This is a genomic window from Lysinibacillus sp. NPDC059133 (genome assembly GCF_042755925.1).
Classification (GTDB): Bacteria; Bacillota; Bacilli; order Bacillales_A; family Planococcaceae; genus Lysinibacillus.
The window spans coordinates 89,080-112,466 of the sequence record NZ_JBHZDH010000011.1; the positions used below are offsets into that span (position 1 = coordinate 89,080).

The window sequence follows — 23,387 nt, forward strand, 5'->3', positions numbered from 1 at the left end:
CTTTATATGAATTGTCATTTCACACTGTGTTCAAAAAATCTCCCTGAAACATGCAAAAAATAGACTCTTGATGAGCAATTTTATTGAAATACCCACCGAGGTATTAATACGATAAATATAAAATAGTGCCATACTAAGAAATAGGCTTCCACATAACGCTAGGTCCACCTTAAACCTGGCCTATATTTTTAATAATAAAGACTGAAGAGAAATGAACGGCAAACAAAAAAGCTATACATTAGAAGAACCCTAATGTATAGCTTTCAATATGTTTATACCGGAATATATTTTAATGGATTCACACTTCCGGCTTTTTGTCCTTGCCAAGGGCCGATGTGCACTTCAAAGTGTAAGTGAGGTCCTGTTACACGTCCAGTCATACCCATTGTTGCTATTTGCTGACCTTGGGATACCTCTGTACCAACACTAACATTGAAAGAATTTAAGTGTGCATACACAGTCGTGTAAATTTGACCGTCGATAGAATGTGTAACGATGACAACATTACCATACGTGCTAAGTGGTGCAGCGTAAGAAACAACACCGTCTGCAGCTGCCCAAATTGGAGTACCTGTACTATTCGCAAGATCGACTCCATAGTGGAATTCTGGACCTGCGCCAATATTACGCCAGCCATAAGGTGATGTTAAACGACCATTTGTTGGCTTAATCCATGTACCATTCGATTGTGGAGCATCGACTGTTGAAGACCCACCACCACTATTATTGCTTGAATTACTAGAATTACTTGAATTACTTGAATTACTTGAATTACTTGAATTAGATGCTTTTGCTGCGGCTGCGGCTGCAGCAGCGGCTGCCTTACGTTTCTCTTCTTGTTTACGAGCAATTTCAGCTAATCGATTTTGTTCATTAATGATTTTTTGCTGTAAATCCGCACTAATCTCAAGAGCCTCAGAATATTCTTTCTCAAGCAATACTTTTTCAGACTTCAGCTTTTCTTGTTCTTTTTCTAATTGATCAATTAATTTGTTTTTCTCAGCTTTTTGTCCATTCAATGATGCTTTTAAACGATCAAGCTCAGCTTTTTTATCTTCGAGCTTTTGACGTTTACTTTCTAAGACTTGCTTTTGTTCCTCTAATTTTTGCTTGTCATCTTTTTGATCCTGGATAATTTGTCGATCCGCTTCAAGCAATGCGTTAACAGCAGAGAATCGGTCGATAAAATCTACGAAGCTATTAGAACCAAGTAATACGTCTAAATAGCTAACGGAACCGCCCGCCTGGAGGGCACGAGCACGATCCTCTAACAGTACATCACGCTCTTCAATTTTGCGTAGAAGCTCTGCTATGTCATCTTCTAAAGACTTTATTTCTTTATTTGTAGATTGAATTTCTGCTAATACAGTTTTAATATTACTATTCGTTTTATCAATTTCAGCATTTAATGTTTGAATTTGATCTAATATTTTTTGCTGCTTGTCTTCATTTACTGTAATAGCATTTGATTTATTTTTGATGGATGAATTTATGCCATCTTTTTTTGATTCAATTTGTTTCTTTTCATCTTTTAAATCCGATAAACTATTTGCATAAGCTGATGGAGTTTGGATAAAAAGAAATAGTGCAGATGCTGCAGCAAGTGATTTCATTAAGTTTTTCGCCATACTTTTCACCGGTTGAACTCCTTTTCGACTATTAATTTTGGTTGATGTTCGTTCTGCCTAACGTAACTTAGTGTGAAGCCTAACGAAAGTTAAATTTTTAAAAACTTACGTACTGACATGAAACTTCCCCAAATACCGATTAGCACACCAATCAGTAATAGTAGACCGCTTACTTGGTACACAAGAGGTGAGAAATCAAGTACTTGAATAAGTTCGCCTTTTAATCGAGGCGCAATAATTTTATATACATTGTGGTAAAGGGTTGCGATGACCGCAATCGGAATAATAGAACCTAAAATTCCGAGCCACATTCCTTCTAATAAAAATGGGATACGTACGAATGAATTCGTTGCTCCGACAAGTTTCATAATCTCTATTTCATCACGACGTGCAATGATGGTAATTCGAATCGTATTAGAAATTAAGAAAATCGCTGTAAATAATAATCCTAAAATAAGCACGATCCCTACGTTACGGCTAATATTTAAGAAGTTAAACAGCTTTTCTACTTTGCCTTCACCATACATAACGTCATATGAATAATTAAATTTTTCAATTGTTTTAGCAACAGTAGCTGTTTGCTGAGGATCTGAAGCCTTCACATAAATAACATTACGTAATGGATTACTTTGCTCAAATAGTTTAAAATCGTCCCCAAAATCTTTTACTAATTTGCTTAATTCATTTTCCCTTGTCGAATAGGTCATCTCTTCGACATCTGGTAATTTCTTTATTTTTGCCATGAGCGCTTTTTCATCAGCTTTATCTGCTGTTTCATCAATTAACACTTTTATTTCAACATCGTTTTCTAAATCAGATGCTACTTTATTTAAATTCATCATAATAAGCGCAAAGACGCCTACTAATATTAATGTAACTGTTACTGCACTTACGGAGGCAATAGTCATCCAGCTATTACGGCCAAGAGACTTTACACTTTCTCTGAAGTGACGTTTTAACGTATTAAATGTCATAGCCGTAGTCACCTCCGTGCTCATCACGGACAATCAATCCGCCTTCTATTGCAATTACTCGACGACGAATCTTATTTACGATTTCACGGTTATGTGTTGCCATTACTATAGTTGTACCTCTCGCATTAATTTCTTCAAACAAATTCATAATTTCCCAAGATGTCTCAGGGTCAAGATTCCCAGTAGGTTCATCCGCAATAACGACCTTCGGCACATTTACAATCGATCGTGCAATCGAAACACGCTGTTGTTCGCCACCTGACAGTTCATTAGGGAACATTCTTACCTTTTGCTTCAGCCCCACGAGCTCTAGAACCTCCATCACCCGACGGCGAATTTCCACTGGGTCCTCCTCGATTACTTCTAATGCAAACGCTACGTTTTCATAAACATTCAAACGAGGTAGAAGTTTAAAATCTTGGAAAACCACTCCGATTTGACGTCGTAAAAAAGGTACCTTTTTATTTTTCAATGAAGCTAAATCTATTCCATTAACAGTGATTTCTCCCGAAGTAGCTTTTTCTTCGCGATACATTAGTTTAATGAATGTAGATTTACCTGCTCCACTTGGACCTACAACGTAGACAAATTCACCTTGCTTTATATTAACGGAAATCCCATTTGTCGCAACAACACCATTTGGGTACTTCTTTGTCACATTTTTCATTTCTATCATATTTAAACCACCTAAATCTCTTACCGTGTAAGAGGTATTTCGCTACCTATTATAACACTCTATTTCTACCTTTTTTATTACAGTTTCATTTCATTCCGTGGTAGTTCCTGCTATTTCGTTATCTGATTGCCATAAAAGTATTATAAACTCGACATACAAAAAAACAGCAATCGAGCCCATTAGAGGAAAGTCGATTTCTGCTTTGCTAAAGTTTTTAAGCAGTAAAAAAGCATTCAAGCTATGTTGGTTTACATAGCCTGAATGCTTGAGTTACTTAAACATGCTGCTCGTCAGTCGTTGTATAGCGTACTAAAACTGCACCTGTTTTAGACTCACCTTCGATAAATAGACGATTAGCATTCTCTACTTCTTTATCAAAACGTACTACTTTTGATAAAAATTGATCTTGTGATTCAATTTTCGAGGCATCTTGAATGCCCACATCTATTTTACCAAAATTCGTAACAATTTTACCGCTTAACGAGATTGTACGTGGTACATACAATTCAACAGCTCCTGCGACTGTTTGTGCTTTGATTTTCGATGAATTAGTAGAGCAAGTTGTGACTACAACATGTCCATTAACCGATTTTGCTTCAACTTCATCCAATGCGCCATCTAAATAGACACGGCCATTTAATGTTTCAGCCTCTAAATCTTTACCACGAACATTTGTTAATTCAATTGAACCATTAGAAGAATCTACTTCTGCCTTGCCAAAGTTAAACTTAGAGCCTTTAATCGCACCGTTTAATGTCTTTACTTTTAAATGTTCGAAATCCGTATCCTGTAAAGTAACGCTTCCGTTCATTAAACGTACTGATAATTTTTCTAATTTATCCTTTGGAACAAGTACTTTAACATTTACTTGCACAAGCTTAAGTTGACTTAAAATTCGTAGTGAATCGCCATCTTCCTTGACAACAAATTGCTCTAGGAAATTAGCACGTGTTTCCTCTTCACTATCATTAACAAGAGGTGCCTTTACCTTGCAAATGACTTGGAAGCTATCCCCTTCAGCAGTTTCTATTGAAAAATTGCCATTCGGTAATTCAGCAATTATTTTTTCTACATGTTCAGCTGCTACTTCTTCCGTATGTGTAAATTCGAATTTATCACCGAATGGAGAAGTTACATCAAATTCTTTGACCTTTTTTACTGCCGTATTCATCATATCCATAAAGAGTGAACCTATTTGTGATAAATCTTTACGGAAATCTCGCATTTCTTCTTGGAAATATTTAGAGAAATCTTCATCTTTTTGTGTTTGTTGATCCTTTTGACTTTCATCTTTAAATACTGACTCTTTTTCTGTTGAGGAATGCTGGTCCTCATTTGACACATCATTCATAACATGTTGAGTGGACTTGCTAGGTTGCTCTAATGCTTCTAATAATGTAATCGCCTCTTGCGCTGAAATTGTACCTTTTTCCACAAGTTCTAAAATTCGTTGACGTTCATTTTGCATAATTAAAATAGCCTCCCTCAGTTCGTTATATTATTTATACGAAACGTATTGTGAAAAGTTTCACCAAAAAATGAAAAATTGGGAATATATCTTTTTTTAGGCTCATTACCATAACGTGGGGTTGATTTCCGTTTTAATATAATATCATCTAACTTTTGATTTTTATCACCCAACTTTTGATCTTTATCGACTAACTTTTACGTTTTATCACCCAACTTTTGATTTTTATCGACTAACTTCCACGTTTTATCACCCAACTTTTGATTTTTATCGACATCCACCTGCGTAGTATGCCCCTATCGTAAAAAAGTTCGCAAATCCCCTTAGGAAATATGCGAACTTTTTTAGAGTCTATGGACTTTATTGAGAAGCCTTGGCTAAAACAGCTTCCATACGCGCACGATCTCTTGTTAATATTGGCTTTAAATATTTACCTGTATAAGAGCCACTGACTTCAGCTACTTCTTCTGGTGTACCTGTCGCCACAATCGTACCACCTTTGTCTCCACCTTCAGGTCCTAAATCGATAATGTAGTCTGCTGTTTTGATGACATCTAAATTATGTTCGATGACTAGCACTGAATCGCCATTTTCTACAAGGCGCTGTAAAACAACGAGTAAACGTGCAATATCATGTGCATGTAAGCCCGTTGTCGGCTCATCTAAAATATAGAATGATTTACCCGTTGAACGACGGTGTAATTCAGAGGCTAATTTTACACGCTGTGCCTCACCACCAGATAACGTTGTGGCAGGTTGTCCTAATTTCATATAGCCTAACCCTACATCCACAATTGTTTGTAGCTTACGCTGTATTTTCGGAATATTTTCGAAGAATACGACTGCGTTTTCAATCGTCATATCTAAAATATCCGCAATGCTCTTATCTTTATATTTCACTTCAAGTGTTTCACGGTTATAACGCTTCCCATGACAGATTTCACATGGCACATAAACATCTGGTAGGAAATGCATTTCAATTTTTATAATACCGTCACCACGACAAGCCTCGCAGCGACCTCCCTTAACGTTGAAGCTAAAGCGACCTTTTTTATAGCCACGTACCTTCGCTTCATTTGTTGTTGCAAAAACATCTCGAATATCATCGAAAACGCCTGTATACGTAGCAGGGTTAGAGCGAGGTGTACGACCGATTGGTGATTGGTCAATATCAATAACCTTTTCGAGCTCTTCCATCCCCGTTACCTCTTTATGTTCTCCTGGCTTCACCTTTGAACGATTTAGCTTTTGAGCTAACGATTTATATAAAATTTCATTTATAAGTGTTGATTTACCTGATCCAGAAACCCCTGTTACGGCAACGAATAAGCCAAGTGGTATATCCGCTTTCACATTTCGAAGATTATTTTCCTTGGCACCTTTAATCGATAATTTGCGTCCATTCGGTTTGCGTCGCTCAATTGGTAGTGGAATAAACTTCTTGCCACTTAAATATTGCCCCGTCAATGACTTTTCATTTTCCATTACTTCCTGCGGTGTTCCTGCCGCTACAATTTGACCACCATGTACACCTGCACCAGGACCAACATCAATGAGATAATCCGCCGCTAACATTGTATCTTCATCGTGCTCGACAACAATAAGCGTATTGCCAATATCACGCATATTTTGCAGTGTACTAATAAGACGATCATTATCACGTTGATGTAAGCCGATTGATGGCTCGTCTAAAATATAGAGCACACCTGTTAAACGTGAGCCGATTTGTGTCGCAAGGCGAATTCGTTGCGCTTCTCCGCCTGAAAGTGTTCCTGCCGCTCGACTTAACGTTAAATAATCTAACCCTACATTGACAAGGAAGCCAAGTCGCTCTTCAATTTCGCGTAAAACAAGTCGAGCAATTTTCATATCCTTTTCTGATAAATCCAGCTCTTTGAAAAATGTATCAGCTTCCTGAATGGAATACTGTGTAACTTCACCAATATGCTTATCTGCTAGTTTTACAGCTAATGTTTCAGTCTTTAAGCGATATCCTTTACAAGATGGACATGCTTGCTGCGCCATATATTTTTCCATTTGTTCACGCACGTAATCAGACGTTGTCTCCTTAAAACGGCGCTCCACATTACGTACAACACCTTCGAATTCAATCATTTGATCTCGCACATTGCCAAATTCATTTTCATAATGGAAGTGGATTTTATCTTTACCAGAACCATATAAAACTTTATCCATCTTTTCTTTCGGAAGATCCTTTACGGGTACATCCATTGAGATAGAATAATGATCGCACACAGCCTTTAATAACTGTGGATAATATTGAGAGCTTGTCGGTTCCCACGGTGCTATCGCATGCTCTAATAAACTTCGATCCCAATCGGGTACTACTAAATCAAGATCTACCTCTTGTGTCGAGCCTAAACCATCACAACTTGGACAAGCTCCAAATGGACTATTAAATGAAAACATACGAGGCTCTAACTCCCCGATTGAAAATCCACATAATGGACAAGCATGATGCTCACTAAATAATAATTCCTCATGTTCCATCACATCGACAAGTACTCGCCCATCTGCCAAACGTAATGCTGTCTCTAAGGAATCACTAAGACGTGCCGCGACACCTTCCTTCATCACAACACGATCGATGACAACTTCTATTGAATGCTTTTTGTTTTTATCAAGTTCAATCGAATCATCTAAATCACGTAGCTCCCCGTTGATACGTACTCGAACAAAGCCTTGCTTTTTTAAATCCTCAAGTAGCTTTACGTGCGTTCCCTTACGCCCTGCTACCATTGGGGCAAGCAACTGCATTTTCGTTCTTTCTGGATAAGTTAATAAACGATCGACCATTTGCTCAATCGTTTGGGAAGTAATTTCAATGCCATGATTTGGACAAATAGGTTTACCGATGCGCGCATATAGCAAACGTAAATAATCATAGATTTCTGTTACTGTCCCAACTGTCGAACGTGGATTACGGCTCGTCGTTTTTTGATCGATTGAAATAGCAGGGGATAATCCCTCTATCGCATCGACGTCTGGTTTATCCATTTGACCAAGGAATTGACGGGCATAGGCTGAAAGTGATTCTACATAACGGCGTTGTCCCTCGGCATAAATCGTATCAAACGCTAATGATGATTTCCCTGAGCCTGATAAACCTGTTAGCACGACTAGTTGATCACGTGGAATTGTGACATTAATATTTTTTAAATTATGTGCTCGTGCGCCTTGCACGACTATTTCAGTATTTTTCACAAGCCATTCACCCTTCTGCCTTCAATTCAAATATTGTATCGCGCAGCTCAGCAGCACGTTCGAAATCGAGTGCTTTTGCTGCTTCCTTCATTTCTACTTCTAGCGAAGCAAGTAACTGCTCTTTTTCCGCCTTCGTCAGCTTCTTACCTTTTGTTGCCTTCGCTACATAAGTCTCTTCTTCCTCTGCTACCTGTGTCGCACGAATAACATCAGGAATTTTCTTAACAATCGTTTTCGGTGTAATGCCATGCTCTTCGTTATACGCCATTTGTAGTGTTCGACGACGTTTCGTCTCCTCAATTGCCTTTTTCATCGAATCCGTCATATTATCTGCGTACATAATGACATGACCATTAGCATTACGTGCGGCACGTCCAATCGTTTGAATTAATGAACGCTCTGAACGTAAAAATCCTTCCTTGTCAGCATCTAAAATCGCCACAAGAGAAACCTCTGGAATATCTAGCCCTTCTCGCAATAAGTTAATGCCGATTAGAACATCATAAGTACCTTTACGTAGCTCGCGAATAATTTCAATTCGCTCTAGCGTCTTAATCTCTGAATGCAAGTACTCTACCTTTAAGCCCATTTCTTTCAAATAAGCTGATAAATCCTCTGACATTTTTTTCGTCAATGTCGTCACGAGCACTCGTTCATTACGAGCAATACGACCTTGAATCTCATCGATTAAATCATCAATTTGCCCTTCAATAGGACGTACCTCAATTTGTGGATCAAGCAACCCAGTTGGGCGAATAATTTGCTGCACCATTTCCGGAGTATGCTCAAGCTCATACGGGCCAGGTGTTGCCGATACATAAATAGCTTGATGTATATGTTTCTCATATTCTTCAAAACGTAAAGGGCGGTTATCTAGTGCTGATGGCAGACGGAAGCCATGCTCAACTAGCACACCTTTACGTGCTTGGTCACCGTTATACATCCCTCGAACTTGTGGCAAAGTAACGTGACTTTCATCGACAACAAGTAAAAAATCATCAGGGAAATAGTCAAGTAGCGTATATGGGGTTGCCCCCGCTTCACGCAATGTTAAATGACGCGAGTAGTTTTCGATACCTGAGCAAAAGCCCATTTCACCCATCATTTCTAAATCATAACGAGTACGTTGCTCTAAACGCTGTGCCTCCAATAATCTATCCTCTGCACGTAAAAGAGCTAGACGCTCCTCCAACTCTTTTTCAATATTTTCAATGGCTTTTCGCATTTTTTCTTCTCGCGTAACGAAGTGGGATGCTGGGAAAATAGCTACATGATCACGATCCGCTAATATTTCACCAGTTAACGCATCCACCTCGCGAATTCGATCGATCTCGTCCCCAAAAAATTCCACGCGGATACATTGTTCGTCTCGGGATGCAGGAAATATTTCCACTACATCACCACGTACCCGAAACGTACCACGTGTAAAACTCACATCATTACGCTCATACTGTACATCGACCAATTTTCGAAGCAACTGATTACGTTCAATTTCCATTCCAGTCCGCACCGATAGGACCATTTCACGATATTCTTCTGGAGAACCTAGACCATAAATACAGGACACGGATGCAATAATAATGACATCATCACGCTCGAATAATGAAGATGTTGCAGAGTGACGCAACTTATCAATTTCATCATTAATGCTTGAATCTTTCTCGATATAAGTATCTGTCTGCGGTACATAGGCCTCTGGCTGAAAGTAATCATAGTAGCTGACAAAGTATTCAACTGCATTATTAGGGAAGAACTCTTTAAATTCACTATATAATTGACCCGCTAGTGTTTTATTATGTGCCATAATAAGTGTCGGTTTTTTTACCTGTTTAATGACATTAGAGATCGTAAACGTTTTTCCTGTTCCTGTTGCACCGAGTAATGTTTGATGACGTTTACCTGCACGTACACCCTCCACTAATTCCACAATTGCCTGTGGCTGATCTCCATTAGGCGTATATGGCGCTTGTAAATCAAATGTTTGCACGCATGTCCCCGTCCTTTCCTACCAATTTGATACATATATTTTAGCATAGCATTATTAAAATTTCGAACATTTAACGAACGAATGTTTGTAAATATTTTTTCATTTTCTATATTTGTGATGAATCCTATAGAACGTATGTACCAAAATAGTTAATTGCAACCTACCTATAAATAGATTACCCTTTCCAAATGTTAACTAATCGGGATGGGATGGGATGATATAAGCAGGAATTTCACTGTTTGGTGATGAATTGCTCGTCAGGTTCAGGTCTATTAAAGGGTTATGCAGGCGGAGTCTAGGGAGATTGAATCTAAGGGGGAGAAATGTGCTCAGGTAGACCGAAGAATTGATCGGGTTGCTTGGAGATATGATCAGCTTGAATGAAAAACTGCTCGGGTTACCAGTAGAACTGATCAGCTAGCTTGAATAACAGCTCGGGTTACCGGTAGAACTGATCAGCTTGGATCTCACCACTTATAGGGATGGGAGACTTTTGTAACTGACGTTTCACTTACGTTACATAAAACATCTGTAGCTGACGCCTTGCTTTCGCTACACAAAACATTTGTAGCTGACGCCTTGCTTTCGCTACACAAAACATTTGTAGCTGACGCTTTGCTTTCACTACACAGAAAGATTTGCTAAAAGAAGTTAAAAAATGAGTCCGGTATATTACCGAACTCACATTTACAAGTTGCCTGTTGATATAATTGTTTCTAACAATGAGGATCTGTTTCACTTACTGGGCTCTCATCTTCACTCCTTTGTAGCTAGTGACTATGAAATAATCAATTTTTGACTACAAAGATCTATTGTAAAATCCCATATTTATTTTTTATTCTCTCTAGTTTTTCTCTAAATGGTTTAGCTAACAATAGTAAAAAAATCACATTAGACACAGCATAGATTATCATAAAAGGTACGGCAGAAGTTAGTGCCAGCGCGTAAGCTTTCCAGCTGAAAACACCGTACATTGAAATTGTTCCCCAAATATCCATGCCAAATGAAAAGAATACACCTGCAAAGATTCCAAATAATACAAGCGATATTTTTTTATGCATCATACCAGTTTTACCTAGCAAACCAGCAATAAAACCAATCATTCCCCACATAAACATTTGGAATGGTGTCCAAGGACCTTGTCCAAAAAACATATTCGATACTAATGCAGAAATTGCTCCTGTTAAAAAGCCAGCTTCCGCACCAAGTGAAAACCCTGTAATAGCTGTAATAGCTGCCACAGGCTTAAAACCAGGTGTAACAACAAATAAAGCACGTCCTGCCACTGATATAGCAGACATCACTGCTATGATTAAAATTTCCCGTGGCTGGGGCTTTCTACGCTCAAATGATAGGAAGAACGGCACACATGCTAAAATCATAATGACAATCGAAATAAAATAATATTTTCGGTCAGCAAATATTGTAATGCCCGCATATAAAGTAAGTGGAATTAACACAAGGATGACAATGCGTGAAATAATTAAACGAATGTTTCTTGGCATAAGGTAACTACATCCTCACAAGTAATGGCATTGCTCAATATATCTCTTGATATTCGATGTGCTGCAGTTGTATAAAAATTATTTCCACTATAAAATGCTCGTGGCTCACCTTCAGATACAATACTTCCGTCGAAAAATAGCGCACATCTACTGCTGTGTTGTGCAGAAAATTCAATGTCATGTGTCACCAGAATGATGGTCATACCTTTAGTTTGTAAATCTTTTAATATGTCTGCGAGTTCTTCCTTTGCATGTGCGTCAAGACCCTTTGTTGGCTCATCTAATAGCAAAATTTTAGGTTCTATTAACAAAAGCTTTGCGAGTGCTAGCTTCTGCTGTTCACCCCCACTTAAATCATACGGATGCCGATTTAATAAATGAGTCAATGTAAACAATTGAATCGTTTCTTGAACCTTTCCATCTGTTACTTTATGTAAATGGGCAATATCCTCTAACTCTTGAAGCACCGTTTTTTGTACAAATAATGTTTTTGGATCCTGCGGTAATAAGGTTATATATTGTTGGTACAATTGTTTATTACTATAGCTTTTTAACGCCTTATTGAATAAGAGTATTTTGCCATGGTAAGGTTTTTGTAGCCCCGTTAAAATAGAAAGAACTGTAGATTTTCCAGTACCGTTTCCACCTATTATCGTTAAAAATTCCTGCTCCCTCACCTGCAAATTAAAATGATGAACAATATCCGTACCCTTTTTTTCATATCGAAAAGCAATATCTTTTGCCTCTAATACAATATCTGTTTTAACCGAGGATATTGTAAGAAGTGTATTCAAGGGAGCAAAACTGTATGGTTGGTTACTTAGCCAATGTTGTCCCTCACGAATAGTAAGAGGGATCGGTCCCGTACCGTTCAGTAGGTGGAAAATCTTCGTTGCCGCAGGTAATGCTGTAATCATGGCATGATTTTCTGGTAAACCCTTTAAAATTTCCTTAGGTGAACCGTCCAATAAGATCCTACCTTCATCCATAATAAGTACGCGATCAGCTAGAGGTAACACTTCTTCCAGTCGATGCTCAATTAAAATTATGGTAATACCTAATTCTTTGTTTAGTCGATGCAATGTTTGAATAAACTCTAAAGCAGCAATTGGATCTAATTGCGATGTTGGCTCATCAAGCAGTAGCAGTTTTGGCTGCATCACCATAACGGATGCTAAGTTTAATAACTGCTTTTGACCACCAGAAAGCTCGGTTGTTTTATGATGAAACCATTTTTGGATGCCAAAGAAATTGGCCATTTCAGCTACTCTACGGCGAATGGTTGGTGAATCTATCCCTAAGTTCTCCAGTCCAAAAGCAAGCTCATGCCATACTTTATCTGTTACAATTTGGTTGTCAGGGTTTTGAAACACATATCCGATGTCCGCCGCAGCGACTTCAGCATTTAGCTGCTCCAAATCACAGTCTTTGTAGAAAATAGCACCTGTCATCGTTCCATGAGGATGCAATTCTCGTTTAAAATGGCGCAGCAAGGTACTTTTCCCACAGCCTGATTGTCCTATTAGCACGATAAATTCGCCTTGCTGAATTTCTAAATTAATATTTTTTAATACAAGATTTTCTTCGTTCGGATAAGTAAAGCTTACATTGTCGATTTTAACGATCGCCACTTTAATGCCCCCCTGATTTCGATAGCTACTGGAATAGTGAGTAGAATAAAATAGCTACTATAAAATAGAATGCTTACAGAATCCCATTTAATCTCTCCGAAAGTTGGATAAAAATAAAATGTCGTTGTGCCAATAAAACTTGCCACTAAATTGCTAAGAAAAAGCAATATAATCATTGCCAAAACGACGCCATCTCGACGCTCAAAAATAAAAAGAGAAAAGGCAGTTCGCTTTTTGACACCATAGCCACGAGCTTTCATAGAATCCGCCGTTTCAATGGCATTATCCAATGCCCAAGTAATCAAAATAGATAAAATACGCACTGTACATTTGATACGATGCCATAGGGAGCCAGCTGTATAATCCATCCCAATCACTTTTTGTGCTTGTACAATTTGAGCGAGTTGACGCCTAAAGCGTGGAACTAATCGCAATGAAATCGACAATGTTAGTGATAATGCTGGCGACACTTTTCCAAACAAATAAATAAACTTATCTGATGTCATCAGGTCATTATAGCAGCTAAACCATAGCATAATGGCTATAATCATTGTGGCTATTGCGATACCATACATAATTGCCTCTACAGTAAGTGCATTGCCATTTATATAAAGCAATACGAGCTGACCATTATGGCTAATCATTGGATTAATAATCGCCATTAAGAAAAACAGAGGTACATATAGCTTCCAGTCCTTAAAAAAAAGCTGTCTGCGTAAAGCTATATTTAAACTTATAGCTGAGAAAATTGTAATAGCTAAATAGACTGGATGCACAAAAAACATAGACAAGCCGATAGAAGCGACAAAAAAAGAAAAAAGTACGATAGGGTGAAATGTTTCAAATGCCTTCATTAGTTACCATCCCAATAATGTCCTAAGTCACGCCCTAAATCGACTGTATAGTTCCATTCAATAACATCGCCATCTTTTAATACGTATTGGCTACAGCCATAATTCGGATAAACACCGTTTACTTTATACATCCAGCCACTTAATTCACCAGCACTAAATTCATATAAATGATTAATACCCTCTACATAGACACTGTTATAAATATTTTCGTTGGCTCCTTGATATTCCATTTGAATTTTATGCTCCTTCGTTGCACGCTGTAGCACGTCCCAAACAGTATCCTTCTCTGAAAGCAACTCGTATGTTGTTGTCTTTAAAATGATGCCGTTCTTGGGTACGTATTTCTCGCTTTGTAGAGAGGCGTCTAACTTATCCCAATGCTTTAGTAATGTATCAACACGAATTGCAATTGTAACAGTTCGTTTTTTAGGTGCTGGCTGTCGCTGCTTTTCTGTTGTTGGAGTAACTGTATTTGCTTTTTGTTTATCATCAGCTTGTTTTGTTGTAGACTGATTCGTTTTTGTACTTGGTGATTTTGCGACTTCTTGACTTTTCTCAGCTTCTTGTTTTGGTTGTTGCTTTACTTCTTTCGTTTCTTGCTGTGCTTTTTGCCCTTCTACTTTTTGATGAGATGCTCTCTCCTCTCCCTCGAGCGAAGCCTTCTCATCTGACTCAGGCTCCTCTACTTTCTGCTTTTCCTCAGCGGTCTCATCTTCTACTGAGGGCGTTTGTTCTTTAGCTTCAGGTTGTTCAGAAGAAGGATGGGCATCCGCACTCCGTTCCTGCTCCTCCATTTGCTCGAATTGCTCAACTGTCTGAATATTACATGCTGTTAAAAATAGAGCTAGAAACGATACTAGTAAGAAATATAAACTTTTTTTCATATTATTCCTCAACTACCTTTAAGAAATTAACATACATTTTAGCTGCATGTGCACGTGTAATAAAATCATTTGGATTAAACGAGCCGTTTGCGCCCTGTGCAATTTCAAAATCATATAAGAATGTAATTGCTTGTTGAGATTCCTTTGATAACTTTGCAATATCATTAAAAGATGCGATATTTTTTGGTATATATGACTTACCTGTTTTATGTGTATAAGCTTTTGCAAGCATAACTGCTAATTCCTCACGTGAAATAGGAGAGGAAGGTGAAAACTTATTTGACTTGACCATTAATAAATTTGCCTCGTAAGCCGCAGCAATTTCTTGTTTTGTTTCATCATTATAGGAACTAATGTCCGTGAACGGTGCATTTCCGGAATTTGTTAAATGAAGAGCGCGAACTAAAATTGATACAGCCTGTACACGGGATAAATTGTTATTTGGTCTAAATGTATTATCTTCATAGCCCTTTAATAATCCTTTAACTACTGCGGCTTCGATATCAGATTTTGCCCAATGATTTTGAATATCCTTAAAGCTCACTTTTGTAGGGGGAGATGGTGTTGATGGTTTATTGGGCTTTTTATCAGATGTATCATATAACTTTGTTTTGCCCGCAAGTAGTCGGTTATACGCGGCTAATGTATAAGATGCCTGCTCTGTTGCCATGCCATTAGCTACTGGTTCAGTTAATACATGTTTGAAGCCACCATCTTTTGCATTATAGAAGGTGAAAAAGCTCGTAAATGACTTATTAAAGCGCTGATCTTTGTTGGCATCAATATTTAAACTAGCAAGGGCAGTAATAACTTGTGCTACACTTTCTAAGTTTGTCGTTCCCCAGCTTTGGTAACTACCATTAGCACTTTGTAAGTTTTTCAATGCATCAAGACCTTTATTAATGGACGCTTTAACATCTGCCCTATCTTGATAAGTTGAAAGAGCTTGAATAGCCATTGCTGTCATATCTGGATCGGCTTTTACACCTGATAAATCCCAGCCACCGTCAGGCAATTGCTTTGCTAGTATGTGCTTAATGAGCTTTTCGCGTGTAGTTGTTGCTGTTTTAGGTAGCTCGAAGCCCCATGTATCTAAAGCAATTAATGCAAAAAAAGCACCGTTTGGACCTTGCCATACTACTTTGTCAAAGTCGCTTAATTTATCGACTAAATTGTAGCCGCCTACATTTGTAGGATCTTTTCCGATAGCAGTAAGCGCAATGATCAAACGGGAATATTCTGTATATTTACGATTGTGTAATTCACCTTTTACCGATTGTACATGTTTCACAACATTTTCATAATATTTGTCGTAATAGCCTTTTGGAACATTGTATTCACCACGTGCAAGTGCAATAATAAACCACTCATTGCCAAAAGAAGGGTTTGGTGCTTTATTCACCATAAATTGACCATTCGTACGATAAGCATCTACAGTTGATAACTGCTGTGCTGAGATCGGAGTCACAGCAGAAAGTAACAGAGTAAGTACTATGATAAACATCGATAATTTTTTTCTCATTTGAACAACCTCCATTCTCTAAAAAGGGACTAACCCAAATGCGTTGAGCGTTTGGGTTAGTAAAGAAATTACATGATGCCTGCGATATTTAATGTACGTTTTAAAATTTTCGCAGTTTGCCCACGAGTAATTGAAGAAGTAGGATCAAAGGAACCATCTTGCATACCTGTCATAATATCAAGACTATTTAATAGCTTAATATAAGGGAGATATTCAGAGCTAATATTGTTAGCGTCCTTAAAGTTAATCTCTCCACCAGCTTTCACATCCGCATTTAAATATTCTAAAATGCGTGCCATCAATGCAGCCGCTTGCTGACGTGTAATTGGTTCCTCTGGGTTAAATGTTGAAGTAGTTGAACCTTTTGTAATACCCGCCTCGTACAGAGCTTGAATTTCTGTCGCATACAATTTGCCTTTTGTATCGTCAAATGGATTTTCACCTGTTGCTTGTAAACCAAGTGCGCGACTAACTAATGCTGCAAATTGCGCACGAGTAATTGATATATTCGCTTCGAATGTCTCTGATGTAGTTCCTTGAATAACGTGTCGACTCGCCAAAAATTCTATTTCTTCTTTGTATGCTAAATGTTCAATGTCCTTATATGTTACTGTACTTTCTTTTAAAACGAAGGTACCACTTGTTTTTGTGAATAGGACAATTTCACCGTTCACAATTTTATGTGGAACAGGTTTGTATTCGCCACCAACAAGTTGTAAAACGACTGTATTTGATTTTAATTCGTTAGATGGTAATGTCACTTTTAAATATTCTTTATCTATAGAAATTGACTTTGATTTACCATTAGCATTCTCAATTTCGAATGTGACAGTGAATTGTTTATTTTTAGCATCTTTCGTTACGGATGCCTTTACTTGTTCTTTTTCAGTAAGCTTAATGCCACTAAATATAGAAGTAGGTATTTCTATTTTGAAATTCTTTTCACTTTGAATAACAAAATTTTTAATGTTCTTTTCAAGATGTTTTTGAATATCTTCTGATGTAATAATTGCTTTATTACTACCATTTTCAATAGTAATCTCAGCTATAGAACCATCTTTATTATCTTTGTTTGTTTCTTCAGCACACTTTTCATCTTTGTTAGGACATTTCGTTTCTACTTCTTTACAATCTTTCTCTTTACATTCTTTGTTTCCTCCAGCTGAAGAGCCACCACCTTCAATTCCATCAACGTACCCACCGACATCTTTACCTAAATCGAGCGTATATAGCCATTCAACATTATCACCAGGTGATAATGTGTAAAGTGCTGCAGAGTAAGAAGGGAAAGAACCATTTACACGATACATCCAACCACTTAATGGACCACGATCAAATTCATAAAGACCATTAATGCCATCGATATAAGTACCATATTGTGTTTCACGGTAGCTTAATGCAATACCATTTTGCTTTGTTACACGTTTTAATACGTCGAATACTGTTTCTCCTGGATAAAGCTCAACTTTTGTTTCTTTTAGTGGAACCTCCGAAGAGGAGATTGTGATTGAGAACTTGGTATGTCCATTTGGAAGATTTCCTCCTGGATTATCTTCGCCGTTGCCGGAATTATTGTTATTTCCACCATCTCCAGGGTTAGATGGATTACCACCATCTCCAGGGTTCGAAGGATCCTGAGACTTCGTATCTGACATATCGTATAGTGCTGTTTGACCGTTAAGCAAACGATGATACGCAGCTAATGTATAGCCAACTTGCTCTGTAGCCATCCCATTTGCTTTTGTTTCGCTTAAAACGTGTTTAAACCCGCCGTCGTCTGGACTGTAATAAGTCATAATATTCGCTATAACTTTATCAAAGCGAGGGTCTTTGTTCGCATCGATACCTAAGCTAGTAAGGGCAGTGACAACTTGAGCAGCACTTTCAGAATTTTCCGACCCCCATGATTTATAACCACCATTTGGTAATTGTAAATCAGCTAAAGTAGTTAGTGCTTTGTCGACAGCATCTTTTACCTTTGAATCCGTTTTATAGTATGGTGCTAGCGATTGGATAGCCATTGCTGTCATATCAGGGTCAGCCTTTGTCCCCGATAGAGCCCAACCACCATCATCTAATTGCTTTTCTAAAATTCTTTCAATAAGTTTTTCTCGTGTTGTAGTAGCTGTTTCAGATAGTTCAAAGTCCCAAGTATTAAGAGCAATTAACCCGAAATAAGCACCGTTTACACCTTGCCAAGCAACTTTCTCAAAATCAGATAGGTTTTCAACTAAGTTATAACCACCAACATTTGTTGGGTCCTTACCAATAGCTGTAAGGGCAATAATTAATCGGGAATACTCTGTATACTTCCTTTTATCTAGTACGCCATCGTTAGCAACAACATGGTCAACGACATTTTTATAATAAGTGTCGAAATAGCCAGCTGGAACTTCGTAGCCACCGCGAGCTAATGTGATGATCCACCATTCATTACCGAATTTAGGATCGGGTAATTTTTCTACCATGTATTGAGCAACAGTATTGTAAGCTTGAGAAGTTGTTGGTTCAGCATTCGATTTTGTACCATCTTTTTTCGCACTATCAAATTCCTCTGTTGCCTGATTTAGTGCTAATACTTTCGCATCAATGTCTTCTTGAATTGCATGTTCATCTGCTAATAGTTGTTGTGCAGATACGATTACATTTGTATACACATCTTGTTCAGTTTGAGTTACCCAGTAATCAGCAGGGTCTATATCTTTTCCATCATCACTTACTTTTACGGGTGCTTTGTTTTGCTCTGCCTTCTCAATTGCCGTTTGTAATGATGATTTATCAATTACTACTTCTTCATCTGTAATACTTGTGATTTCTGGGAAGACGCTAGCTTCTTCACCATTAGATGTAATAGGGGAGCTAGATTCTAACTCACTAGTTTCAATTTGCTGCGTATCTGCTAGAGCAGCAGGCGACAATAGCGAAAATGATAAGATAAAGACAATCGCTATATTCAACCATTTCTTATAAAAGTCCATTTCTCTCCTCCTGACCTTGTTATAGGTGAATATATTTGCCATTAACTCGGAAAATAAAAAAGATGCTTCTCCAATAAAAGGGAGAGCATCTAAGGAAAACAGAAAAAGGCCCAAAAACACAATTTGCCTGTCCATCTATTTGCCGTAAGTTCTCCTAGCTTCCGAAGAGAGTTAATACGATGGAATAAAGGCAGGTCTCCTGACTCGTGTATCCTATTCAGAACCTTCCCATCTACTGGAGGCATTTTTCCTCGTTTGACAGTGGTAATTTCTGTAGCCATCTACACTTACAGTTGCGGAAACAGTTTCGGATTTACACCGAATTCCCTATTAAGCTCCTAAAAGAGCACCTTTATTCTGCATTTGCTATTCACTTACTGTTAAGTTTAGCATATTTTTTATTTTTTCAAAATAGTTCCACAAAAAAGAGGATATTTCTATGTTTCTACTCGTAAAAAAAGAGATTAAACAAAATATCTTTATTGAAGCTACTTCGATTGTAATAAATGGTTTTTTATATACTTAATTGATATTTAAATATACTTAATTGATATTTATAAGTAGTATTCCCATTTAAAGACTAGAATTAATAGTATATTAGTCGCAAGGTGTAGGGACGGCTCAAGTTTAAGCTTTAAAGCAAGTAAATAATTTGACATACTAAAAAGTAGAGAAAGCAAGGCAAACCTCACTTTCTCTACTTTTTTATTTTTGTGAGTTAATAGGTAGTGTAACCTCTAGTTCAGGAATGTATTGAATCTTTGGTTCATTATTTTCATCCATTTGAAATGCCCCCATTTCGTTTTCATCAAAGAGGTATATATACGGCTTAAGGGTTATTGTTTTGGGAATAGTTTCAAATGGTTGGAATCTACGATCAGAAATATGAATGTTTCCATTTGTAGCATTCCAACCATCTCCGCCAATTAATTTAAGTTTATGGCCTTGATCATCAAAAATATCTACATCCATCGTTAGTAAAGGTAGTGTGAAAATTGAGTTGTCAGTCAAAACGACTCGTGTAGTTAATCCTGTCGTTATTGGTGTAAATTCGACTTTTTCAACACTAAAATGAATGTTTTTGTATTCTCGACTTACATTAGGTTGTAAAGTCAGATAGTTTTCGATTTTATTCACAGGAATATCAATTTTGAAAGGATCCTGTATGCCAGCTATTGTAGCCGATACTGTTAAATCAAATTGTTCTGGGAAAGGACTTCCTCCCTGATTTCTCAGATCAGAAAACTCAATAATAGCAGAATCATTATCTTTACCTGGCTTCATAACAATTCCAATAGATTTATCCGGAGCAAAGGATTTAACAGAAGCATCATTAATGAACAATTCGATCTTACTGATACGTTCCATTAACGTTTCTTTCTCATCTTCTTTATGAGGGCGCCCAATACCTATTGAAACACGTGTACCGTCGTACACTACTTCTGATACATTTAATGTAAAATCATCTTGAGTAACTATTGTATTAAGTTTAGTTGAGAGTCCCTTTTCATCAGCAGTTTGCAGACCAAGATCACCAGCAAGTTTGAAAATAGATGAAAGTACAGGAACTTGTTTTATCGTCGCAGCCATCGTTGGTGAAATTAAGCTAGTGACAAATACAAGACTAAAAATGATTGCTGCAGAGGCTACTATCATCATCGCTCTTTGACGCATTTTCTTAGGGGTTCTAGAACTTTCTGGCTGCTTTGTATAACGACTGCTTTCATATTTGTTCATTGTACGATTAACTAAATCAATTTCCATAGGGGTTTCTCGAATGAATCTTTCTATCTGATCTAACTCTTTATCCTCCTGTTTTGAACGAGTGTTCATAAATTTCCCCTCCCAACTTATTCTTTTTCATCAATTTTTTACGTAATCGTTCATATTTTTTTCGAACAGTCGTTGGTTTAAGTTCCATAATAGAAGCGATTTCGTCGAAGCTATATTCCTCTATGGATCGAAGTAGCAGAATCCTTCTTTCGTCCACATTTAACTGTTCTAATAACTCATGAATGATATCGTCGTATTGAAATTCTTGTTCATGCGTGTGATTGTGCGCATGATCTTTCTTAAAACTTTTCCAAAATTTATAGCCTTTATTTTTCTTTTTTATTAAATCAATACAGTGATGATGCGCAATTTTATAAAGCCATGCTGAGAAAGAAACAGTATAAGAAAAATTACCGATATTCTCCAATCCCTTTATAAAAATATCTTGTGCAGCATCCTCAGCTTCTTCTTTGTTTCCTAAAAGATAGTAGCAGTAAATATAGATTGGCTTTTGAAAACAACGAATTATTTCTGTATAGGCATGAATATCACCTGTTTGAACTTGTTCCACGATAGATTTTATATCTAATTTGGCATTTTCCTTGGATTTATTCAGTACAGTCAAATGTCTCCCCTCCTTTCTAACCTATATAACTGAAATTAACGGGGATTTGTGACACTATAAAAAAATTTTAGGGAAAGATTTTAAAAGAAGAGACTCAGCTTAGGACGCGCTTTACTTCTATAACGTGTCAAGTGTGTTTATTAACCATTTTTATCCACTCTAATTAATTAGAAGGCTCTGATTTCCGCTACGGGCTACTCGCTTTCCTGCGGGCGAGCGTCGAGCCGCTTCCTCCACTGCGCTCCGTGCAGGGTCTCGTCTGTCTCGCTTTCCCGCGGGAGTCGAGTAGCCCTACGCTACAATCAGTTAAAATGGACATACATTAGCAAAATATCAACAAAAAAAAATCCTTTTATCAGCCAATAATAAACCTCTATTTTCCTAATCAACATGCCTGATAAAGTGTATAAAATCCTTGCATAAAATCATTTTCTATAAAAGAGACTTGGTTATCCAAGTTCCTTTAAAAATCACTTTTAACCAAAAATACCTCGGCTCGAGTCGCAAAACATGCAGGTACTTGCTCTACATTCCTAATAAATTAAAGGTATCCACCCATCAATTTTGCAAATAAAATCACAAAAAAATCCCACCCTCCAATAACAGAGAGCGGGCTCGTCATATTATTCAGTTGTATCTTGGTGTAAAGTTACTAGTTCGTTTGCGTATAGATGAAATGCGTTTTCATCTTTGTCATCGAGTGCTCTATCTATCAGAACCATGAGCTGCTCTTCACGATGCTTACGCTGGATATGATTTAAAAATAAATCTAAATAAATCTCGTTTAATAATTTCTCTGCCTCATCAACTTTCTTTGTCTGACCAACGGCTTTTAGAAAATCTGTATACGAATAATATTTATCCAACGATCTCACCTCGATCCTTTTCTAAATTATAAGAAAATTGAAATTAAAATGCAATGTTTAAGAACTGAAAATCATTTCGATTTACTATTATTCTCGTGCTATTTTAAGCAATTTTTCTAAGCAATTGCTTGAAATAGCACGGACCTCCTTCGTTTATCTATATTTTCTGAATTTAATTTTGTGTTTTACACTTCAAGAATAAATAGAAAAGGAGGCTTACATAGATGTCAGCAAACTACGTCAATGGATATTTACTTTCTTTTAACACCTATTTACTTCAACCAGTTCAGTACGACTCTAAAATTTTCACTCGGGTAATTGATAAGCATAATGAACTGATCGTCACACGGAAGCCAATGCATATATTACGAAAATCTTGTATTTCACTAGGAACAACCTATGAAGCAGCAAAACATTCCGCCAAACGCTTCTTCGGCAATCAGCATAAGCTTCCAATCGTTGTTGCTTATGATTATGGTTATCCGTGTATTTTTCTACCAATCTATTCGCCAAACTCTATCCATAACATCTGGATTGGACTTCACGCCATTTCGAATATTGTGCCGAGTAAAACGGGCTGTATCGTCACACTGAAAAACGATAAACAGATTGAATTACCCATTCAATATGCTTCGATGAGCAAGCAATTTGTCAATGCATCGATGTTATATAAACATTACATGAATGAGCGCAAGCAGATTAGTCAGGACACCCCGAATCACCCACCTTTTTAAAGCAATCAATTTCGCCTTGGCGTAATTGCGTTCGGAGGCTTTAGGCCAACAAATGTT

16 protein-coding genes and 1 riboswitch are annotated in these 23,387 nt (G+C 37.4%); of the genes, 1 reads left to right on the forward strand and 15 read right to left on the reverse strand.

Annotated features, from left to right (window positions below; genetic code table 11):
- Positions 1-272 precede the first annotated feature (272 nt).
- From ACFXN8_RS08585 to ACFXN8_RS08655, 15 genes are all read right to left on the reverse strand, one after another.
- The gene (locus ACFXN8_RS08585; protein ID WP_386844323.1) at positions 273-1,637 is read right to left on the reverse strand and encodes a murein hydrolase activator EnvC family protein; all 1,365 of its coding nucleotides are present in this window, start codon (positions 1,635-1,637) and stop codon (positions 273-275) included.
- Positions 1,638-1,717: 80 nt separating this feature from the next.
- Entirely contained in the window at positions 1,718-2,602 is an 885-nt protein-coding gene (ftsX, locus tag ACFXN8_RS08590) for a permease-like cell division protein FtsX (protein WP_376071307.1), read from the reverse strand.
- A complete protein-coding gene (ftsE, locus tag ACFXN8_RS08595) occupies positions 2,592-3,278 on the reverse strand; it encodes a cell division ATP-binding protein FtsE (protein ID WP_376071304.1) in 687 nt (228 codons plus the stop codon). Before ftsE ends, ftsX begins: the two co-directional genes overlap by 11 nt.
- A 274-nt stretch (positions 3,279-3,552) precedes the next feature.
- Positions 3,553-4,746, reverse strand: a complete 1,194-nt coding sequence (locus ACFXN8_RS08600) for a DUF4097 family beta strand repeat-containing protein (protein ID WP_376071302.1) — start codon at positions 4,744-4,746, stop codon at positions 3,553-3,555.
- 360 nt (positions 4,747-5,106) lie between these two features.
- Entirely contained in the window at positions 5,107-7,971 is a 2,865-nt protein-coding gene (gene uvrA, locus ACFXN8_RS08605) for an excinuclease ABC subunit UvrA (RefSeq protein ID WP_386844326.1), read from the reverse strand.
- A 7-nt stretch (positions 7,972-7,978) separates the two neighbouring features.
- Entirely contained in the window at positions 7,979-9,958 is a 1,980-nt protein-coding gene (uvrB, locus tag ACFXN8_RS08610; RefSeq protein ID WP_386844328.1) for an excinuclease ABC subunit UvrB, read from the reverse strand.
- 809 nt (positions 9,959-10,767) lie between these two features.
- Complete coding sequence (locus ACFXN8_RS08615) at positions 10,768-11,463, reverse strand: ECF transporter S component (protein WP_386844330.1); 696 nt, start codon at positions 11,461-11,463, stop codon at positions 10,768-10,770.
- Positions 11,442-13,094, reverse strand: a complete 1,653-nt coding sequence (locus tag ACFXN8_RS08620) for an ABC transporter ATP-binding protein (protein WP_386844332.1) — start codon at positions 13,092-13,094, stop codon at positions 11,442-11,444. The genes ACFXN8_RS08615 and ACFXN8_RS08620 overlap by 22 nt, the downstream gene beginning before the upstream one ends.
- Positions 13,067-13,948, reverse strand: coding sequence for an energy-coupling factor transporter transmembrane component T (locus ACFXN8_RS08625; protein WP_386844334.1), 882 nt, complete (start codon positions 13,946-13,948; stop codon positions 13,067-13,069). The genes ACFXN8_RS08620 and ACFXN8_RS08625 overlap by 28 nt, the downstream gene beginning before the upstream one ends.
- Positions 13,948-14,832, reverse strand: coding sequence for a DUF4430 domain-containing protein (locus ACFXN8_RS08630; RefSeq protein WP_386844336.1), 885 nt, complete (start codon positions 14,830-14,832; stop codon positions 13,948-13,950). The genes ACFXN8_RS08625 and ACFXN8_RS08630 overlap by 1 nt, the downstream gene beginning before the upstream one ends.
- Before the next feature lies 1 nt (position 14,833).
- Positions 14,834-16,354 (reverse strand): S-layer homology domain-containing protein, encoded by a 1,521-nt coding sequence (locus ACFXN8_RS08635; protein WP_386844338.1) that lies wholly within the window; start codon positions 16,352-16,354, stop codon positions 14,834-14,836.
- A 68-nt stretch (positions 16,355-16,422) separates the two neighbouring features.
- On the reverse strand, positions 16,423-19,332 hold the full coding sequence (locus tag ACFXN8_RS08640; protein ID WP_386844340.1) for an S-layer homology domain-containing protein: 2,910 nt from the start codon (positions 19,330-19,332) through the stop codon (positions 16,423-16,425).
- A gap of 172 nt (positions 19,333-19,504) precedes the next feature.
- Positions 19,505-19,701: riboswitch (cobalamin riboswitch) on the reverse strand.
- 336 nt (positions 19,702-20,037) lie between these two features.
- Positions 20,038-21,165: a DUF4179 domain-containing protein gene (locus ACFXN8_RS08645; protein ID WP_386844342.1), complete on the reverse strand. Its 1,128-nt coding sequence runs from the start codon at positions 21,163-21,165 to the stop codon at positions 20,038-20,040.
- A complete protein-coding gene (locus ACFXN8_RS08650; RefSeq protein WP_386844344.1) occupies positions 21,137-21,730 on the reverse strand; it encodes an RNA polymerase sigma factor in 594 nt (197 codons plus the stop codon). Before ACFXN8_RS08650 ends, ACFXN8_RS08645 begins: the two co-directional genes overlap by 29 nt.
- Positions 21,731-22,353: 623 nt before the next feature.
- Entirely contained in the window at positions 22,354-22,596 is a 243-nt protein-coding gene (locus ACFXN8_RS08655) for an IDEAL domain-containing protein (RefSeq protein WP_376071660.1), read from the reverse strand.
- A 224-nt stretch (positions 22,597-22,820) separates the two neighbouring features.
- Between ACFXN8_RS08655 and ACFXN8_RS08660 the strand changes: the two genes are divergently transcribed.
- Positions 22,821-23,330 (forward strand): competence protein ComK, encoded by a 510-nt coding sequence (locus tag ACFXN8_RS08660; RefSeq protein ID WP_376071286.1) that lies wholly within the window; start codon positions 22,821-22,823, stop codon positions 23,328-23,330.
- Positions 23,331-23,387 lie beyond the last annotated feature (57 nt).

Excerpts from the sequence above, each read along its gene's own strand:
- ftsX (WP_376071307.1), bottom strand. The coding sequence starts at position 2,602 with ATGACATTTAATACGTTAAAACGTCACTTCAGAGAAAGTGTAAAGTCT.
- ftsE (WP_376071304.1), bottom strand. The coding sequence starts at position 3,278 with ATGATAGAAATGAAAAATGTGACAAAGAAGTACCCAAATGGTGTTGTT.
- ACFXN8_RS08600 (WP_376071302.1), bottom strand. The coding sequence starts at position 4,746 with ATGCAAAATGAACGTCAACGAATTTTAGAACTTGTGGAAAAAGGTACA.
- ACFXN8_RS08615 (WP_386844330.1), bottom strand. The coding sequence starts at position 11,463 with ATGCCAAGAAACATTCGTTTAATTATTTCACGCATTGTCATCCTTGTG.
- ACFXN8_RS08625 (WP_386844334.1), bottom strand. The coding sequence starts at position 13,948 with ATGAAGGCATTTGAAACATTTCACCCTATCGTACTTTTTTCTTTTTTT.
- ACFXN8_RS08630 (WP_386844336.1), bottom strand. The coding sequence starts at position 14,832 with ATGAAAAAAAGTTTATATTTCTTACTAGTATCGTTTCTAGCTCTATTT.
- ACFXN8_RS08635 (WP_386844338.1), bottom strand. The coding sequence starts at position 16,354 with ATGAGAAAAAAATTATCGATGTTTATCATAGTACTTACTCTGTTACTT.
- ACFXN8_RS08640 (WP_386844340.1), bottom strand. The coding sequence starts at position 19,332 with ATGGACTTTTATAAGAAATGGTTGAATATAGCGATTGTCTTTATCTTA.
- ACFXN8_RS08645 (WP_386844342.1), bottom strand. The coding sequence starts at position 21,165 with ATGAACACTCGTTCAAAACAGGAGGATAAAGAGTTAGATCAGATAGAA.
- ACFXN8_RS08660 (WP_376071286.1), top strand. The coding sequence starts at position 22,821 with ATGTCAGCAAACTACGTCAATGGATATTTACTTTCTTTTAACACCTAT.